The following is a 16,789-nucleotide window of genomic DNA, read 5'->3' as shown; positions in this document are numbered from 1 at the left end:
AGGCACCCCGACGGCGACCAGATCCGCCGGACAGACCCTAGTCCGTGGCGATCGCGTTCAGGACGTTCATCCGGCCCGCCCGGAACGCCGGTATCAGCGCCGCGAACAGTCCCACGAACGCGGAGGCCACGAACACCGTGCCGATGGTCGGCCAGGGGATCTCCAGGACGCCCATGCCCTCGAGCGCGAGCAGCTTGTGGGCCGTGGCGCCCCAGCCCATGCCGAGCCCGAGGCCGAGCAGCGCGCCGAACAGGGCGATCACCACCGACTCCAGCCGGATCATCCGGCGCAGCTGCCGGCGCGACAGGCCGATCGCCCGCATCAGGCCGATCTCCCTGGTCCGCTCGACCACCGACAGGGCGAGGGTGTTCACCACACCCAGCACCGCGACGATGATGGCCAGCGCGAGCAGCCCGTACACGATGTTGAGGAGCTGGCCGACCTGGTCCTTCAGGTCCTTCTTGAAGTCGGTCTGGTCCCGCACCGTGTACTGCGGATACGCCGCCAGGGACTTCTTCAGGGCGGCGTAGGCCTCCTGGGCCTTGCCGTCCTCGGCCTTGGCGAACATGTTCGTGTTCTTGGGCATCTTCTCGGCCGGTACGTACTGCGCGACGGTGGTGACGGCGACGTACATCGCGCCCTTGTCGATGTTGGTGTCGTCCGAGGTGATCGCCGCGACCTTCAGCTTCGCGGTGCTGCCGCCCTTGAAGTCCACGCTCACCAGGTCGCCGACCTTGACTCCGTGCTCCTTGGCGTAGGTGTCGCCGACCGACATCGCGCCCTTGCCGTATGCCGCGGCCAGGTCGCCGGCGACGGTCTTGCGCCGTACGTCCTGCTGGTAGGTGGGGTCGGTGACGGCGATCCGGTCGTTGACCGACTTCCCGTCGGGGGTGGTCAGTCGCACGTCCAGCGACGTGTAGTTGGTGACGTGGGCGAGGCCCGGGGCCTTCCTCACGGCGTCGGCGGCCTGCGGCACGATGGGCTGCTGGGCGTTGGAGGAGACGATGAAGTCCGCGCCGACCGACCGGTCGAGCTCGTCGGTGGCGGAGGCGACCATCGAGGCGCCGACCACCGAGAGGCAGGCCACCAGGGCGAGCCCGATCATCAGGGCCGCACCCGTCGCCCCCGTACGCCGCGGGTTGCGCAGCGCGTTGCGCTCGGCCATCCGCCCGACGGGGCCGAACATCCGCAGCACCACCGCGCTGATCGCCCGCACCACGACCCCCGCGAGCAGCGGCCCGATGACGACGAAGCCGATCAGGGTGAGCACGACACCGAGACCCAGCAGGGCCGAACCGGCCGACGCCTGCGAGGAGTTGGCGGCGCCGAACAGGGCGGCGGTGCCCAGGGCGGTGAGGAGCAGGCCGATGGTGGCGCGGACCGCTCCGGCCCTGCCGTCGGCGGGGGTGCCGGCGTCGCGCAGCGCGGCCATCGGCGAGATCTTGCCCGCCCGGCGGGCCGGGACGTAGGCGGCGACGATGGTGACCACGACGCCGAGCGCGAGACCGACCACCGGGGTGGTCCACCGGACGGTGAGGTCGTCGGTGGACAGGTCCATGCCGATGGCGCCCATCAGCTTCATCAGGACGACCGCGATGCCGATGCCCGCGCCGACCCCGAGGACGGAACCGAACACGCCGAGCAGCAGCGCCTCCACCAGCACCGAGCGGTTGACCTGCTTGCGGCTGGAGCCGATGGCGCGCATCAGGCCGATCTCGCGGGTGCGCTGGGCGACCAGCATCGAGAACGTGTTGATGATGAGGAAGATGCCGACGAGGAAGGCGATCCCGGCGAAGCCGAGCATCGCGTACTTCATCACGTCGAGGAACGAGCCGACGCTGTCACGGCCCGCGTCCTTCGCCTCCTGCGCCGTCTGGAGCTTGTAGGGGCCCGAGCCGAGGGCCGCCGCCACGTCCTGCTTGAGCCGGGCGTCGCTGACGCCGTTCGCGGCGGTGACGTTGATCTGGGTGAACTGGCCGGTGGCGCCGAGGAGTTGCTTCTGGGCGGTCGCGGTGTCGAAGTAGACGACGGCCGCGCCGGGGTTGGTCACCTTGAACGTGGCGATGCCGGTGATCTTCGCGGTGAAGTCGCCGGTGACGGCGATGGTGCGCAGCTCGTCACCGATGGCGAGGTGGTGCTTGTCGGCGGTGTCGGCGTCGACCATCATCTCGGTCGGCCCGCGCGGGGCACGGCCCGAGGTGATCTCCATCGCCTTGAGGTCGTTGTCGGTCCAGTTGCCGGCGATGGTCGGGGCGCCGGTGGTGGAGCCCATGTTCTCGTTCTTGGCGTTGACCACGGTGACGCTGGTGCTGCCGACGGCGCCCTCGGCGCCGCGCACACCGGGCACCTTGGCGATCCGCTCGACGAGCGCGGCGGGCAGCGCCTCGGGCTTGCCGGTCGCCGAGGGGGCGCCGTCGTCGGTGGCCGACCGGGGGCTCACGGTGACATCGGACGCGGTCGCCGCGAAGAGCTTGTCGAAGGTGGTGTTCATGGTGTCGGTGAACACGAGCGTGCCGCACACGAACGCCACCGACAGCAGGACCGCGACGGCCGAGAGCGCCATCCGTCCCTTGTGCGCGAGGAAGTTGCGCATCGAGGTCTTGAGCACGCTCACGACGTTCGCCCCCGCGCGTCGAAGTCCTTCATGCGGTCGAGCACGGCGTCGGCGGTGGGGTGGAACATCTCGTCCACGATGCGGCCGTCGGCGAGGAAGACGACCCGGTCCGCGTAGGAGGCGGCCACCGGGTCGTGGGTGACCATCACGATGGTCTGGCCCAGCTCGTCGACGGAGCGGCGCAGGAAGCCCAGCACCTCGGCGCCGGCCCGCGAGTCCAGGTTCCCGGTCGGCTCGTCACCGAAGATGATCTCCGGCCGGGACGCCAACGCCCGCGCCACGGCGACGCGTTGCTGCTGGCCGCCGGAGAGCTGGGTGGGCCGGTGCTTCAGCCGCCCCGCCAGACCCACCGTCTCCACCACGCGCTCCAGCCACTTCTCGTCCGGCCGCCGGCCGGCGATGTCCATCGGCAGCGTGATGTTCTCCAGGGCGTTCAGCGTCGGCAGCAGGTTGAACGCCTGGAAGATGAAGCCGATCCGGTCCCGGCGCAGCTGCGTCAGCCGCTTGTCCTTGAGCCCGGTGATCTCGGTGTCGTCCAGGTGGATCTGACCACTGGTCACCGTGTCGAGCCCGGCCAGGCAGTGCATGAGCGTGGACTTGCCGGAACCCGAAGGCCCCATGATCGCGGTGAACTGCCCGCGCGCCATGTCGACGTCGACCCGGTCCAGGGCCACCACCCGGGTCTCGCCCGAGCCGTACGCCTTCACGACCTGACGGGCCCGCGCCGCGACCGCCGTACCCCCTCCAGTGCCCCCGTGTCGAGGAATGGTCACAGCCGTAGTCACGGTGATTCTCCTAAGTCTTCTCCCCGCCGGTCGCCGGCGAACGCCGACGCCCCCATCGGCGTCAATCCAAGGTAAGGAGCCGGCCCCCCGCGCCACCTCCTCCGCCGGGACGAACACCCCCTCCCCGAAGTAGGGCCCGTCCCCTAGGGGGTCTCCGCCCGAGGTACCAGTACGTGTCAGGGCCGCCTCCACCCCTGCCGCCGCTCCAGGCCCGGGTGAGAAGGTGAAACCCCCAGATACGTGCCCAGTGAAGGGAGTTCGGTGAGCGTCTTCGACGAAGCACCCGGCACCGATGCGGCGATACCCGGCGCGACCCCGGACGCCGTGCCCGCGCGCGGCCGCGGCCCGGTCGTCGCCGCCCTCATGATGGGCATGGCCCTGGTCGCGCTCGACGGCACCATCGTCTCCACGGCGGTCCCCCAGATCGTCGGCGACCTCGGCGGATTCGCCGTCTTCTCCTGGCTGTTCTCCGGCTATCTGCTCGCCGTGACCGTCACCCTGCCCGTCTACGGCAAGCTCTCCGACACCTTCGGCCGCAAACCCGTCCTCATCGCCGGTGTCATCCTCTTCCTCACCGGTTCCGTCCTGTGCGCGTTCGCCTGGAACATGGCCGCGCTCATCGCGTTCCGCATCGTCCAGGGCCTGGGCGGCGGCGCCCTCCAGGGCACCATCCAGACCATCGCCGCCGACCTGTACCCGCTCAAGGAACGCCCCAGGATCCAGGCCAGGCTCTCCACGGTGTGGGCGGTCTCAGCCGTCGCCGGACCCGCACTCGGCGGGCTCCTCGCCGGCTACGCCGACTGGCGCTGGATCTTCCTCATCAACGTGCCCGTCGGCATCATCACCCTGTACCTCGTCGCCCGGCACCTCACCGAACCCGCCCGCACCGCCCCCGCCGCCCGGCCCCGCGTCGACTGGGCCGGAGCGCTGTGCGTCTTCGCCACCGGCGCCCTGCTCCTGACCGCGCTGGTACAGGGCGGCGTCGCCTGGCCCTGGCTCTCACCGCCCTCGCTCGCCCTGTTCGCGGGCAGCGCCGGCTGCGCGGCCCTCACCGCGTACGTGGAGCGCCGGGCCGCCGAACCCGTCATCCCCGGCTGGGTGTGGCGCCGGCGCACCATCGCCGCCGTCAACCTGGCGTTCGGCGGGCTCGGTCTGCTCATGGTCGCCCCCACCGTGTTCCTGCCCACCTACGCGCAGTCGGTCCTCGGCCTCAACCCGACGGCCGCCGGATTCGTCCTGTCCGTGATGACCCTGAGCTGGCCGCTGTCGGCCGCGCTCTCCAGCCGCGTCTACACCCGCCTCGGCTTCCGCGACACCGCCGTCATCGGCATCACGCTCGCCCTGCTGATCCTGCTCGCCTTCCCCCTGCTGCCCTTCCCCGGCCGGGCCTGGCAGCCCGCCCTGCTCATGCTGCTGCTCGGCGGGGCGCTCGGCCTCTTCCAACTCCCGCTGATCGTCGGTGTCCAGTCGACGGTGGGGTGGGCCGAGCGCGGCACCACGACCGCGTCCGTCCTGTTCTGCCGTCAGATCGGCCAGTCGGTCGGTGCGGCCCTGTTCGGCGCCGTCGCCAACGCCACGCTCGCCTCACGCCTGGCCCACGCCCCCGCGCCCGGCCCCGCCGGCGACCTGGATTCCGTCGCCCGCGCCCTGCGGCATCCGGCGGACCTCAGCGCCGAGGCCGCCGATCTGCTGCGCCGGGCGGTGGCGAGTGCGGTCGGGCACGTCTACCTCGGCGCCGCGATCGCCGCCGCGCTGTCCCTCCTGGTCCTCCTACTCCTGGCCCCCCGCCACTTCCCCGTCCTCCCCCAGCCCACCCCGGGCGAGGACGTCTGAACTCCCCGCCCCGCCCCGGGGCTCCGCCCCAAACCCCGTTCGCGCCTGAACGCCGCTCGTCCTCAAACGCCGGACGGGGGGTATGCCCATGCGGGCCGGCACCAGCCCCCTAGGGGCGCGAGGAACTGCGCGACCAGCCACGCACGACCCGCAGCCGAAAGCGGAGTTTCCTGGGGCTCCGCCCCAGACCCCGTTCGCGCCTGAACGGCGCTCGTCCTCAAACGCCGGACGGGCTGGGTATGCCCATACCGACCCGCATCACCCGGGGAACGGCCGGCCGAGACACTCAACGCAGGCCAGCACCAACCCCCAGGGGCGCGGGGAACTGCGCGAGAAGCGACCACGGCCCGCAGCCGAACGGGGGTTGGGGGCGCGGGGAACTGCGCGACCAGCCACGCACGACCCGCAGCCGAAAGCGGGGTTTCCTGGGGCTCCGCCCCAGGAAACCGATCGCGCCTTGAGGGCGCTCGTCCTCAAACGCCGGACGGGCTGAAGATGCGCATGCGGGCCAGCACCAGTGCCGCAGGGGGACGCGGATACCCGAGGCACTCGACGCGGGCCGGCACCAACCCCGCCGGGAGGCGCGGACAGCCGAGCCCGGGGACGGTCAAGGTCAGCTCTCCTCCGGGGACCGGCCCGTCAGCGTCGCCAGACTGTTGCGTACATGCGCCATGTGCGCCTGCACCTCCTCCCGCACCCCCACATGCTCCCGCAGCACCCGCTCCGTCTCCGCCCCGATCCGGTCCTCCTGGGCCCGCGCCCCGGCCACCAGCTCCGCGGCCCGCGTCTGCGCGTCCTCCTGGATGCGGCGCGCCTCCTCCTCCGCCTCGGCGAACCCGCGCCGCGCCTGGTCGAGCGCCGACTGCGCGGCGGCGGTGAGTTCGGCGAGCCGGGCCTCCAACTCGGCCTCGCGAGCGGCCCGTTCACGCTCGTCCGCCGCGAACGCCTCCGCCCGTTCCTGCTCCTGCCCGGCCAGATACGTCTCGCAGCGCCGGCGCATCCCGTCCAACTCGCCGGCCGCCTCCTCGCGCCACTCCTTGGCCTCCGCGCGCGCCGCGTCCCGCAGCGCGTCCGCCTCGGTGCGGGCCGCGAGCAGCGTCCGCTGCACCCAGGCCTCGGTCGCCGCCAGCAGGGCCTCGCTGTGCGACCGCGCCGCGTCCCGCAGCGCCCGCCCGGCCTCCTCCCCGGCCCGTACCTGCCCGGCCGCGTCCTCCTCCGCGCCGGCCCGTACCGCGTCGGCCTCCTCGACCGTGAGCGCGAACATCGCCGCGGCCCGCTCGCCCAAAACGTCGTACGTCTGCGGAGCGAGACCGGCGACCTGCTCATTGAGAGCGGCGGCCTGCGCACTCATCTGCTTGGCGAGGACGGTGAGCCGCGCGGCCCGCTCCCACGCCGCGTCCCGCTCCCCCGAGATCCGGGCCAGCGTGCGGTCGACCTGGTCGGGACGGTAGCCACGGCCCCGGCCGAACCCGAACGGCTGCGCCGGCGGCGTCGATGCTGCGCTCATCCCTGAAGCCTCTCTCCCGCACCACTGGCGACCCGGTACGCGTCCCGTCCTGGCGGCCCGGCGCCCATCGGCCGCCCGGCGCTCATCCTGGCCGATCGAAGCGAAATGGTCATAACGCGACACTCCGCCCCCACGGCACGGTCAAGGATGCGCCCATCGCGTCCAGAACCAGGAATCACCCGGGCGCCACACGCCGAGGCGCCCACCGCGACCCGCACGGTGAGCGCCTCGACACGGCGAAGGACGACGGTCAGAGCAACCCGTCCCACATCTGCTCGAGCAGCACCGACCACCAGCTCTCCGGCGACGCCAGCGCCGCCGGGTCGAGCGCCGCGAGCTGCGCCTGGAAGTCGACCGTCCAGCGGCCCGCCTGCTCGGGGTTGAGCCCGAACCGCAGCCGCCACATCCGCCCCAACAGCGCCAGCGACCGTACGAACTCGGGCAGCCCCGAGTTCACGAACTGCGGCGGCACCGACTGCCCGCCGGGCCCCGCCTCCACCGGCACCGCCACGATGTTCGCGGTCCCGTACTGAACACAGATCGCCCGCCCGAAGTCCGAGCCCATCACCAGATACGACCCCGCGTCCGCGGCCGGCTGCACACCGCGCTGCTGCGCGAGCTCCGCCAGCGTCGGCACCGGCTGCCCGGGCACGGCCTGCGCCCAGAAGAACGGACCGAAGTCCACCGGAAGCCCCGCCCACACCAGGGTGACCGCCACGACCTCCGGCACACCCTGACGCGACACCGCCCGCTGATCGAAACGGAACGTGCCCTGAGGCCCGAACGCCCCCGCCAGCTCGTGCGCCACACCCTCCGGCGGCAACGGAGGCAGCGGCTGCACCGGCACCAGCGGCGCCCGCACCGGCTGCGGCCGGGCGGGACCGTCGGCGACCTGCGCCAACTCGCCCTGGTGGGTGAGCAGATGCTGCACCCCCTGCCGACGGGAGCCGTGATCCTTGCCGTACGGAGCCACATGCGTGATCCGCACCTGCGGCCACTGCTCACGGATCATCCGCGCACAGTAACCACCCGGCAGCTCGCACGACTCCAACTCCGTGTGCAGCTCCAGGACATGGTCCGCGGGCACGTTCATCGCCCGCAGCTCGTGGAAGATCTGCCACTCCGGGTGCGGAGTGCCGGGCGCCGAACGACGGATGAGCTGCTGCTCGGAACCGTCGGGCGCGCGGTAGCGCAACACCGCCTGGTACCCCGGCCCCACCGTCGGCAGACCCGTCGGAGGCTGCTGCGGATAGCCGTACGCGGACGGCGCCTGCGGGACGCCGGGCGGCGCCTGCGGGACGCCGGGCGGCGCCTGCGGTACGGGCGCGCCCTGCGGCACACCGGGAGGGCCAGGAGGACCGGGCGGCATCGGAGCACCCGGGCCGCCGGGACCGCCGGGGCCCATCTGCGCGGGCCCCGCCAGCATCGTCGCGGCCTGATGCACCCCGCCACCGGGAGCACCGGGAGCACCGGGAGCGCCGGGGGCGCCGGGCGGCTGCGGGCCACCGGGAGGACCCGGAGGGCCGGGGGGCATCGGGGCGCCGGGGCCACCGGGCGTACCCGGCACACCGGGAGGCCCCGGAGGCATCGGCGCGCCCGGGCCGCCGGGACCCATCTGCGCGGGCCCCGCCAACATCGTCGCGGCATGGTGCACCCCGCCCGGCGGCGTACCGGGAGCCCCCGGCGGACCGGGAGGCTGGGGCGCACCGGGAGCGCCGGGGGCGCCGGGCGGCATCGGCGCGTGGGGCGCGCCGGGAGGACCGGGCGGCATCGGCGCGCCCGGGCCGCTCTGCCCCGGGGCACCCAGCCGGCTGGGGTCCGCGAACATCGTGGCCGCCTGGTGCACCCCGCCCTGCGCGGGCGGCGGCGTCGGCGGCCCGGGCGGCTGCGGCCCCTGCGCGCCGAGCTGCGACACGAGCTGGGTCGGCAGATAGCCGCCCGCCGGAGCACCCGGCGGCGGCGTGGAACCCGGCGACGGAGCCGCCGCCGGCACACCCGGACGGGCACCCGGAGTACCCGGCGCACCCGGCGGCGGCGGAGTCGTGGCACCCCCGCCGCGCGAAGGCCGCGCCCCCGGCGGCGGACCGGCCGCCTTGCTCGTGGCCGCGTCCGCGATGTCGCCCGGGCCCGCGGGCTCGACCGGACCAGCCGACCGCGAAGCGGGAGCCGACGGGGCCCCCTGCGGAGACGCGGTCGCGGGGTGCGCACCCGGGGGCGGCCCGCCCTGCGGGTCGTACGCGGGCGTCGCCAGCGCGGTCGGCGGCAGCTGACTGCCGCCCGCCATCAACGCCGTCTTCGCCTCGGGCGTCACCCGGGGCGGCTCGTCGTCCTCGCCGTCCGAACCCGACAGCGCCGGCGCGAACACCGTCGCGGGGAGCGGCACCGAACCGTCGTCGGACCCGGCGTTGGTGTCCGTCCCCGCCCACGGCGTACCGCCGGCGGGAGTCCCCCCGCCGGAGACCGGACCAGGACCGGGCCCCGGAGCCGACGACGCGGCGGCGGGCGCGGGCCACGCGGGCGCGGCGGGTTCGCCGACGGACTCACCGGCACCGGAGCCGGAGCCGCCCGCACCCGCGCGGCCCGCGCCGGAAGCCCCCTGAGGCGCACCGGCACCCGTACCGACACCCGCACCCGCGGAACCAGCGCCACCAGCACCGGCAACAGCACCAGCGGCACCGGCCGCACGGCCGCCCTCATCCCGTCGGTCCGGGATGCCCAGCCTGTCCGCCGCCTCCTGAAGCCACTCCGGCGGACTCAACAGGAACGACGTCTGGTTCAAGTCGATCCGCGCCGGAGGCTCCGGCGCCACCGGCGCGTCCTCGGGCACCCCGTACTCCTCCTCGTACCGGCGGATCACCTCACCCACCGGCAGCCCCGGCCACAACGACGCCTCGCCGCTGTCCCGGGCGATCACCAGACGCTGCGCGCCGCCGCCGCCCGAAGGGCCGTTCTCGCGGTCCTCCGCCCACACCACGAAACCCAGCTCGAACTCCCGCACCCGCACCTCACGGTGCTGGTACGCGGGCACATCGCCGTTGATCCACTCTTCCGCGCGCTCCTGCGCCTGAGCGAAAGTCACCATCGGCCGGCTCACTCCCCTACCGAGGTCGTCTCGACGGCGCGCGCGAAGCCGCCGTCCACCATCAGATTCGCCACGGTCTCCAGCTCCGGCGGATTGCCCGCGAGCCGCGCGAGGAACGCGTCGAAATCGTCACCGCAGGGCAGCAGCAGCCGCTCCACCCGCTCGTGCACGCTCAGCCCGTCCTGGTCCCGCGCGTCGTCGTACGCGCAGAACCACACCGAACCGACCGCCGAACCCTTCACCTTCACCGCGAGGATCCCGCCCTGCACGAAGGCGACGCCCAGATAGTCCTTGGTGAGGTGATCGCGCAGACACTTGTTGATGTACACCAGGTCATTGACCGCGGCCTCGTCCCGCACCGTGAAGAACGGCTGGTCCACCAGCAGCCCCAGCTCCGCGTCGAGCGCCGCGCCCACCGGGGCGCAACCCCCCGCGGCCTTCAGGAACGACCGGTAGGCACCCGGCAGCCGGTACCCCAAGTCCTCCTCCACGCCCAGGAGTTGGGACTCCGTCACCGACACCGCACCCTTCGGAAGACCGAAGTGCGCGGGCCACGTCTCCTGCAACGGGCGGGTGCCGCGCTTGTCGTGCTCCACCGGCGCCGTCGCCAGACCGCCGTAGTGCCGCAGCAGCGCCTTCACCTCGACCGGCACCAGCTCCAGACGACGGCCGCCGGGCACGTGGTGCCACGTCCAGCCGTGCGGCGTCGCCACCGGAGCCACCGTGTCCCACAACGCGTGGCCCGCCGCGGACAGCGCCGCGTTCGCCGACACGTAGTCGGTCAACCGCAGCTCGTCCACGCCGAAACCCTCGGGCGGCTCCGCGATCTCCGCCGCCGCACGGGCGTACGCCGAGAAGTCCGGGAAGCCGTTCTCGTCCATCCGCACCCCGCGGGGGTGCCGGGCGGCCCGGACCGGATCCGGGAAATGCACGACCTGCCCGGCATAGGCCGCGTTCGGTGGCGCGGCCTGCTGCCCGAGCCGACCTGTCGTCATGGCGGTTGCCCCCTGCTGCGTGCTCTGCGTCCGGCTGATGAGGAACCAGACTATGCGGTGGTGCAATACCGAGGACCGGCCCCGCAATTCGGTCACCAACCGTCACGCACATATCACCCTGCGCCCGCGACGCGCGGCTTATCACGCCCCAGCTTCCGTACCAGCACCCGCATTTGGCAGGCTGTCCCCGCAACTCGGGGGCGCTGACACGTGCGGCTGAAGCCGCCGCCAGTGGGAGGAACACAGCACCATGCACACCGCACCAGGCGAAACATCGGCAGCATCAGCAACATCGGCACCACCCGCGATGCACGCGGCGAGCGTGACGAGCGCGGGGAACACGGTCGCCGCCATGACCGAGGCACCGGGCGACCCGCGCCTGCGATGGAGCGCCACCACGGCCGGCCCCGCGCCGTTACTGCGCCACCGTCGCGACGGCATCCTCCCCGCCATCGCCGCCGCCCTGTCCGTACGCGGCGAAACGCTCACCTGCACCGCGGGCAAGGGCGAACAGCCACCCGTCCTGCACACCCTCGTCCAGGACTATCTGGACACCCTCACCAGCGGCCAGCGCGAACGCTTCACCGGCCGCTGCCCCGAAGCGATCCTGCTCTCCCGACACCTGACCGCCGTCGAAGCGGGACGCTCCAAACGCGCCCAGCGCAAACCCCTCACCCACGGCGAGGCCCGCCGATCCCTCAAACACGCCAAACTCACCGCCCGCCGCATACGCGAGGACGGCGACCCCCTCCACGGCAGCTACGCCCCACCGTGCCGCTCCTGTACGGCCCTGCTGGACCACTTCGGCGTCCGAACGATCGAACTCTGACGCCTGTACGCCCCAGCAGTGCCCCGTGTTGCGATCCCGAGCCCGCCCGGAGGTCGCCCAGCCGTGTCGGGGCCCGAGCGCGCCCGGAGGCCGCGCCCCAGCCGTACCGCGCGCCGGACGCCGATTTCCGGTCCCACACCACTCCCCCCCTCAACCACTTCGGCGCCCTCACCTCAACCCCCGGCCGCCGAACCCCTCTCACCACCCCGCACGGAAAGGCCGCGGCCGATGCCGGACGTCTCCACCACCCGCTTCCCCGTCCCCGTCGACGCCGCCCTGCGCACCGCCGGCTGGCAGCCCGGACGCTGGGACATCCGCCAGGCCGAGGCCTGGGCCGACGTCCTGCGCGCCCACACCTCCCCCGCGGGACACCGCCACACCGTCTTCCCGGCCGCCGTCGAGGCCTGGGCGGAATTCGGCGGGCTGCACCTCACCTCCCCCGGCCCCGGACGCCGCAACGCGCCCGCCACCCTGCGCTTCGACCCGCTGGCCGGCCTCCACCTCGCCCGCACGCTGGCGGACCTCGGGCGGGCGCTCGACACGGACATCGCGCCGCTGGGCGAGGAGGGGGACCAGCAGGCGGTGCTGGCCATCGACACCGGGGGGCGGGTGTACTCCCTCGACCACACGGGGGACTGGTATCTCGGCCCGGACATCGACCACGCCCTGACCACGCTGATCACCGGCACCCAGCCAATCCGCCTGACCCCGGCCTAACGGGCCCACCGCGGAGCCGAGGTCACCCTCGCGCAGTTCCCCGCCCCCCAAAACCCCCGGTCATGTGCGGACCGTGCCCGCTTCTCGCGCAGTTCCCCGCGCCCCTGAAAACCCGTTTTCGGCTGCGGACCGTGCGTGGCTGGTCGCGCAGTTCCCCGCGCCCCTAAACCCTCTCGATCCTGCGGGTCGTGGTCGCTTCTCGCGCAGTTCCCCGCGCCCCTAACTACTCGGTGCGGGCCAGCATGGACATCTTCAGCCTGTCCGGCGATTGAGGACGAGCGCCCTTTAGGCGCGAACGGGGTCTGGGGCGGAGCCCCAGGGGGCCCGGGCGGAGCTACTCCGACGCATCCGGCAGCACCGCCGACACCCGAAACCCACCCTCCTCCGTCACCCCCGACACAAACACCCCACCCAGCGCCAACACCCGCTCCCGCATCCCCACCAGCCCATTCCCCCCACTGGGCAACCCCGCATCCGCCGTGACCCCATCCGCCGGACCGTTCTCCACCTGCATCGCCACCTCGGCCGCCCGATAGGCCAACCGCACCCTCACCTTCGCGCCCGCCGCATGCTTGTGCACATTGGTCAGCGCCTCCTGCACCACCCGGTACGCCGTCTGCTCCACCAGCGCGTCACACCCCCGCGCCTCCCCCTGCACCAGCAACTCCACCACCATCCCGGCCTCCCGGGACTGCCCCACCAACGCCTCGATGTCCGCCAGACAGGGCCCCTCCTCCACCGCCGCGGCCGCCGCGGCAGCCGCCGCCCCCACCGCCGCCAACGGCACCGGATCCAACCGCACCGCCACCGACTGCTGATCCGCCCGCAACACCCCGAGCATCTCCCGCAACTCCGTCAACGCCTGCCGCCCCATGTCACCGACGAGCGCCGCGTTCCGTACCGCCTTCTCCGGATCCTTGCGCGCCACCGCCTGCAACGCCGCCGCGTGCACCACCATCAGCGACACCCGGTGCGCCACCACGTCGTGCATCTCCCGCGCGATACGCGTCCGCTCCTCCGTACGCGCCCACTCCGCCCGCTCCTCCGCCCGGTCCGCGAGCAGCGACAACTCCCGCTCCAGCGAATCCGCGCGCTCGCGCAACGACTCCATCAACCGCCGCCGCGCCCCTATATACAGCCCGTACAACAGCGGCGGACCCGTGATCCCGAGCGACATCACCACCGACACCAGCGGCACGTACCAGAGCCCCGGGTCGTAATCACCCCGCGCCACGCTCTGATGCATCCGCACGAACGTCACGATGAACGTCCCCGCCACCGACATCCCCGCCAGCGCCGCCGTGATCCGGCGCGGCACGTCCGAGGCGGCCAGCGTGTACAGCCCCACCACGCTCAGCAGAAAACCCATGCTGGCCGGAGTCACCGCGATCGACACCAGCACCACGGCGATCGGCCACCGCCGCCGCAACACCAGCGACGCCCCCGCCACCAGCCCGAGCACCACCCCCGCCGGCACCGCGATCCCCGCGTCCCCGGCGAAATTCACCCCCTCCAGCGCACACTCCAGCGCGGAGAACACCCCGAGCGAGACATCCAGCACCGCGCTGCGCCTGCGCTCCCACCACCACCAGCCACGGGAGGTCAACCCCGTGGCTTCCTGGTCAGCCCCCGTTACGGTCATGGCTCCCAGCGTACGGGCGAGCGCGAACGATTTTCCTTGGGCTTTCGCCCTCCGCGCGCCGCACGAAAAGTCGTCGAACACGCCGTAATCCGGCATGGATCCCACGATCTGGTGAATCGCCCGCGAACTCGACCGGGTGTCCGCATTCCGGACGAGCGTGTCCGTATGACATCGACCACACCCGGCAAGTACGCCGACTTCGAGGGCCTGCGCCGCCAGGCGATCGCACTCCGCCGTGAGGGGCTCAGCCTGCGCCAGATCCGCGACCGCCTGCACGTGGACAACAACGACCTCCTCCACCGCTTGGTGAAGGGCGAGCCGGCGCCGGAGTGGACCAAGCGCCCCAACGCCAAGGACGACCTCCGCGACCGCGCCCGCGAGCTCCGCACGCAGGGCATGACGTACGACCAGATCCAGGTCGAGCTGGGCTGCTCGAAGAGCTCGATATCCCTCTGGGTACGCGACCTCCCCAAGCCTGAACCCCGCTATACCGACGAAGAACGGCGCGCCCGGATGAATGCGGGGCTGAGCCGTCTTCGCGCAGCTCAGGACGAGGAGCGTCAGGCAACCAAGAGAGCGGCGCGCGATGAAATCGGACGCCTCTCCGACCGAGAGGTCTTCATCGCCGGCGTGGCGCTCTACTGGGCCGAGGGGGCCAAAGACAAGACCTACCGCCGCAGCGAGCAGCTTCAATTCATCAACAGCGACCCCAACGTCATCAAGCTGTACCTGCGCTGGCTCGAACTGCTGGGCGTCTCGCGCGATCGCATGCACTTCCGCGTCAGCATTCACGAGTCCGGAGACGTGGCCGGGGCCGAGAAGTTCTGGGCCGAACTGGCAAGCGTCGATGTCTCCGTCTTTCAGCGGGCCACCCTGAAGAAGCACAACCCGCGGACCAAGCGAAAGAACACCACCGAGGCGTACCGGGGCTGCTTGGTGATCTACGTGACCAAGAGCGCAGATCTCTACCGTCGCATGGAAGGGGCTTGGTACGGCATAGTGTTGGGTGCCGATCCGGCGACCTGACCTAGTGTCCGGTTTAGTCGGGTTTCATCCCCCATGGTGTAATCAGGCAGCACTACGGTTTTTGGTACCGTCTGTTCAGGTTCAAATCCTGATGGGGGAGCCCAGACACGGGTCCTGACCGCAAGGGTCAGGACCCGCCGCTTTTTCCCCGGCCCCCACCCCGATTTCATCCACGAAACCCCCCGGTATCCTTCGGGTGTCCACCCCCCGAAGCCGAAGGGCACCTCCGTGAGCGCAACCCGCCCGGCCGCCGTCGTCGTCCTCGCCGCGGGTGAGGGCACCCGCATGAAGTCGGCCACTCCCAAGGTTCTGCACGAGATCTGCGGGCGCTCGCTCGTCGGCCATGTCGTGGCGGCCGCCCGCGAGCTGGACCCCGAGCACCTCGTCGTGGTCGTGGGCCACGCCCGCGAGCAGGTCTCCGCCCACCTGGGTGCGATCGACGCCGAGGTGCGCACCGCGGTGCAGTACGAGCAGAACGGCACCGGGCACGCGGTGCGGATGGCGCTGGAGGAGCTGGGCCAGTCCATCGAGGGCACGGTCGTGGTGGTCTGTGGTGACACCCCGCTGCTGACCGGCGCCACGCTGGCGGAGCTGACCCGTACGCACGAGTCGGACCGCAACGCGGTCACCGTGCTGACCGCCGAGATCGCCGACTCCACCGGGTACGGCCGCATCGTGCGCGACGACGTCTCCGGCGCGGTCACCGCGATCGTCGAGCACAAGGACGCCACCGACGCGCAGCGCGCGATCCGTGAGATCAACTCGGGTGTGTTCGCGTTCGACGGGGCGCTTTTGGCGGATGCGTTGGGCAAGGTGCGTACCGACAACAGTCAGGGCGAGGAGTACCTGACGGATGTGTTGGGGATTCTGCGTGAGGCGGGGCATCGGGTCGGTGCGTCGTTGGCGGGGGACTTCCGGGAGATCCTGGGGATCAACAACCGGGTGCAGTTGGCCGAGGCGCGGCGGTTGTTGAACGACCGTCTGCTGGAGCGGGCGATGTTGGCGGGTGTGACGGTGGTGGATCCGGCCACGACGTTCGTCGATGTGCAGGTGACGTTCGAGCAGGACGCGGTGGTGCTTCCGGGTACGCAGTTGCTGGGTGCGACGCATGTGGCTTCGGGTGCGGAGGTGGGTCCCAACGCGCGGCTGACGAACACGGTGGTGGGTCGGGGCGCTCGGGTCGACAACACGGTGTCGTACGACTCGCAGGTGGGTGAGGGTGCGACGGTCGGTCCGTACGCCTATCTGCGGCCGGGTACGCGTCTTGGTGTGAAGGCCAAGGTCGGCACGTATGTGGAGACGAAGAACGCGACGATCGGTGATGGGTCGAAGGTTCCGCATCTGTCGTATGTGGGGGACGCGACGATCGGGGAGTTCTCGAACATCGGCGCGGCCAGTGTGTTCGTGAACTACGACGGTGAGGCCAAGCACCACACGACGATCGGCTCACATTGCAGGACGGGTTCGGACAACATGTTTGTTGCTCCCGTCACAGTGGGGGACGGTGCGTACACCGCCGCGGGTTCGGTGATCACGAAGGATGTGCCGCCCGGTTCGTTGGCCGTGGCCCGTGGCCAGCAGCGGAATATCGAGGGTTGGGTGGAGCGCAAGCGTCCGGGTAGTGCTGCCGCGCAGGCCGCTCAGGCTGCGGCCGAGCGTCCGGCTGGGGAGAACTGACCGGATTCCGGTGCGTCTTTCACGGCGTACCGTGATAGGTGCACACATTCGGCTGGCTCGCTGCGAGAGGGACCGCGCGGGT

General features: G+C 72.0%; 11 protein-coding genes. 5 read left to right on the top strand and 6 right to left on the bottom strand.

Annotated features, from left to right (window positions below; all coding sequences use genetic code 11):
- Positions 1-37: 37 nt before the first annotated feature.
- Positions 38-2,614 carry an ABC transporter permease gene (locus DWB77_RS22615; protein WP_120722984.1) on the bottom strand — a complete coding sequence of 859 codons (2,577 nt, stop codon included), beginning with the start codon at positions 2,612-2,614 and terminating at the stop codon, positions 38-40.
- The gene (locus tag DWB77_RS22610) at positions 2,611-3,399 is read right to left on the bottom strand and encodes an ABC transporter ATP-binding protein (protein ID WP_120722983.1); all 789 of its coding nucleotides are present in this window, start codon (positions 3,397-3,399) and stop codon (positions 2,611-2,613) included. The genes DWB77_RS22615 and DWB77_RS22610 overlap by 4 nt, the downstream gene beginning before the upstream one ends.
- Positions 3,400-3,699: 300 nt before the next feature.
- On the opposite strand from DWB77_RS22610, the gene DWB77_RS22605 reads away from it, so the two are divergent.
- Entirely contained in the window at positions 3,700-5,232 is a 1,533-nt protein-coding gene (locus tag DWB77_RS22605; RefSeq protein ID WP_246033906.1) for an MFS transporter, read from the top strand.
- Between the two features lie 613 nt (positions 5,233-5,845).
- On the opposite strand, the gene DWB77_RS37940 is transcribed toward DWB77_RS22605, so the two are convergent.
- From DWB77_RS37940 to DWB77_RS22590, 3 genes are all read right to left on the bottom strand, one after another.
- A complete protein-coding gene (locus DWB77_RS37940) occupies positions 5,846-6,739 on the bottom strand; it encodes a cellulose-binding protein (RefSeq protein ID WP_162952591.1) in 894 nt (297 codons plus the stop codon).
- A 250-nt stretch (positions 6,740-6,989) separates the two neighbouring features.
- On the bottom strand, positions 6,990-9,821 hold the full coding sequence (locus DWB77_RS22595; RefSeq protein WP_120722982.1) for an SUKH-4 family immunity protein: 2,832 nt from the start codon (positions 9,819-9,821) through the stop codon (positions 6,990-6,992).
- 8 nt (positions 9,822-9,829) lie between these two features.
- Complete coding sequence (locus DWB77_RS22590) at positions 9,830-10,816, bottom strand: SMI1/KNR4 family protein (protein WP_120722981.1); 987 nt, start codon at positions 10,814-10,816, stop codon at positions 9,830-9,832.
- Positions 10,817-11,168: 352 nt separating this feature from the next.
- On the opposite strand from DWB77_RS22590, the gene DWB77_RS22585 reads away from it, so the two are divergent.
- Both DWB77_RS22585 and DWB77_RS22580 read left to right on the top strand, forming a co-directional pair.
- On the top strand, positions 11,169-11,645 hold the full coding sequence (locus DWB77_RS22585) for a YwqJ-related putative deaminase (RefSeq protein WP_120722980.1): 477 nt from the start codon (positions 11,169-11,171) through the stop codon (positions 11,643-11,645).
- Positions 11,646-11,873: 228 nt separating this feature from the next.
- The gene (locus DWB77_RS22580) at positions 11,874-12,362 is read left to right on the top strand and encodes an SUKH-3 domain-containing protein (RefSeq protein WP_120722979.1); all 489 of its coding nucleotides are present in this window, start codon (positions 11,874-11,876) and stop codon (positions 12,360-12,362) included.
- 334 nt (positions 12,363-12,696) lie between these two features.
- On the opposite strand, the gene DWB77_RS22575 is transcribed toward DWB77_RS22580, so the two are convergent.
- Positions 12,697-14,004, bottom strand: a complete 1,308-nt coding sequence (locus DWB77_RS22575) for a sensor histidine kinase (RefSeq protein ID WP_120722978.1) — start codon at positions 14,002-14,004, stop codon at positions 12,697-12,699.
- A gap of 165 nt (positions 14,005-14,169) precedes the next feature.
- On the opposite strand from DWB77_RS22575, the gene DWB77_RS22570 reads away from it, so the two are divergent.
- The gene (locus DWB77_RS22570) at positions 14,170-15,030 is read left to right on the top strand and encodes a hypothetical protein (RefSeq protein ID WP_120722977.1); all 861 of its coding nucleotides are present in this window, start codon (positions 14,170-14,172) and stop codon (positions 15,028-15,030) included.
- A gap of 228 nt (positions 15,031-15,258) precedes the next feature.
- Complete coding sequence (gene glmU, locus DWB77_RS22560; RefSeq protein WP_120722976.1) at positions 15,259-16,707, top strand: bifunctional UDP-N-acetylglucosamine diphosphorylase/glucosamine-1-phosphate N-acetyltransferase GlmU; 1,449 nt, start codon at positions 15,259-15,261, stop codon at positions 16,705-16,707.
- Positions 16,708-16,789 lie beyond the last annotated feature (82 nt).

Origin of the sequence: Streptomyces hundungensis (genome assembly GCF_003627815.1) — a bacterium.
GTDB classification, from domain to species: Bacteria; Actinomycetota; Actinomycetes; order Streptomycetales; family Streptomycetaceae; genus Streptomyces; species Streptomyces hundungensis_A.
Note: the sequence above shows the minus strand (reverse complement) of the source record. Positions and strands in the feature narration are given on the sequence as shown.

What these genes read in the sequence shown, in the direction of transcription:
- DWB77_RS37940 (WP_162952591.1), bottom strand. Translation starts at nt 6,739, where the DNA reads ATGAGCGCAGCATCGACGCCGCCGGCGCAGCCGTTCGGGTTCGGCCGG.
- DWB77_RS22595 (WP_120722982.1), bottom strand. Translation starts at nt 9,821, where the DNA reads ATGGTGACTTTCGCTCAGGCGCAGGAGCGCGCGGAAGAGTGGATCAAC.
- DWB77_RS22590 (WP_120722981.1), bottom strand. Translation starts at nt 10,816, where the DNA reads ATGACGACAGGTCGGCTCGGGCAGCAGGCCGCGCCACCGAACGCGGCC.
- DWB77_RS22585 (WP_120722980.1), top strand. Translation starts at nt 11,169, where the DNA reads ATGACCGAGGCACCGGGCGACCCGCGCCTGCGATGGAGCGCCACCACG.
- DWB77_RS22580 (WP_120722979.1), top strand. Translation starts at nt 11,874, where the DNA reads ATGCCGGACGTCTCCACCACCCGCTTCCCCGTCCCCGTCGACGCCGCC.
- DWB77_RS22575 (WP_120722978.1), bottom strand. Translation starts at nt 14,004, where the DNA reads ATGACCGTAACGGGGGCTGACCAGGAAGCCACGGGGTTGACCTCCCGT.
- DWB77_RS22570 (WP_120722977.1), top strand. Translation starts at nt 14,170, where the DNA reads ATGACATCGACCACACCCGGCAAGTACGCCGACTTCGAGGGCCTGCGC.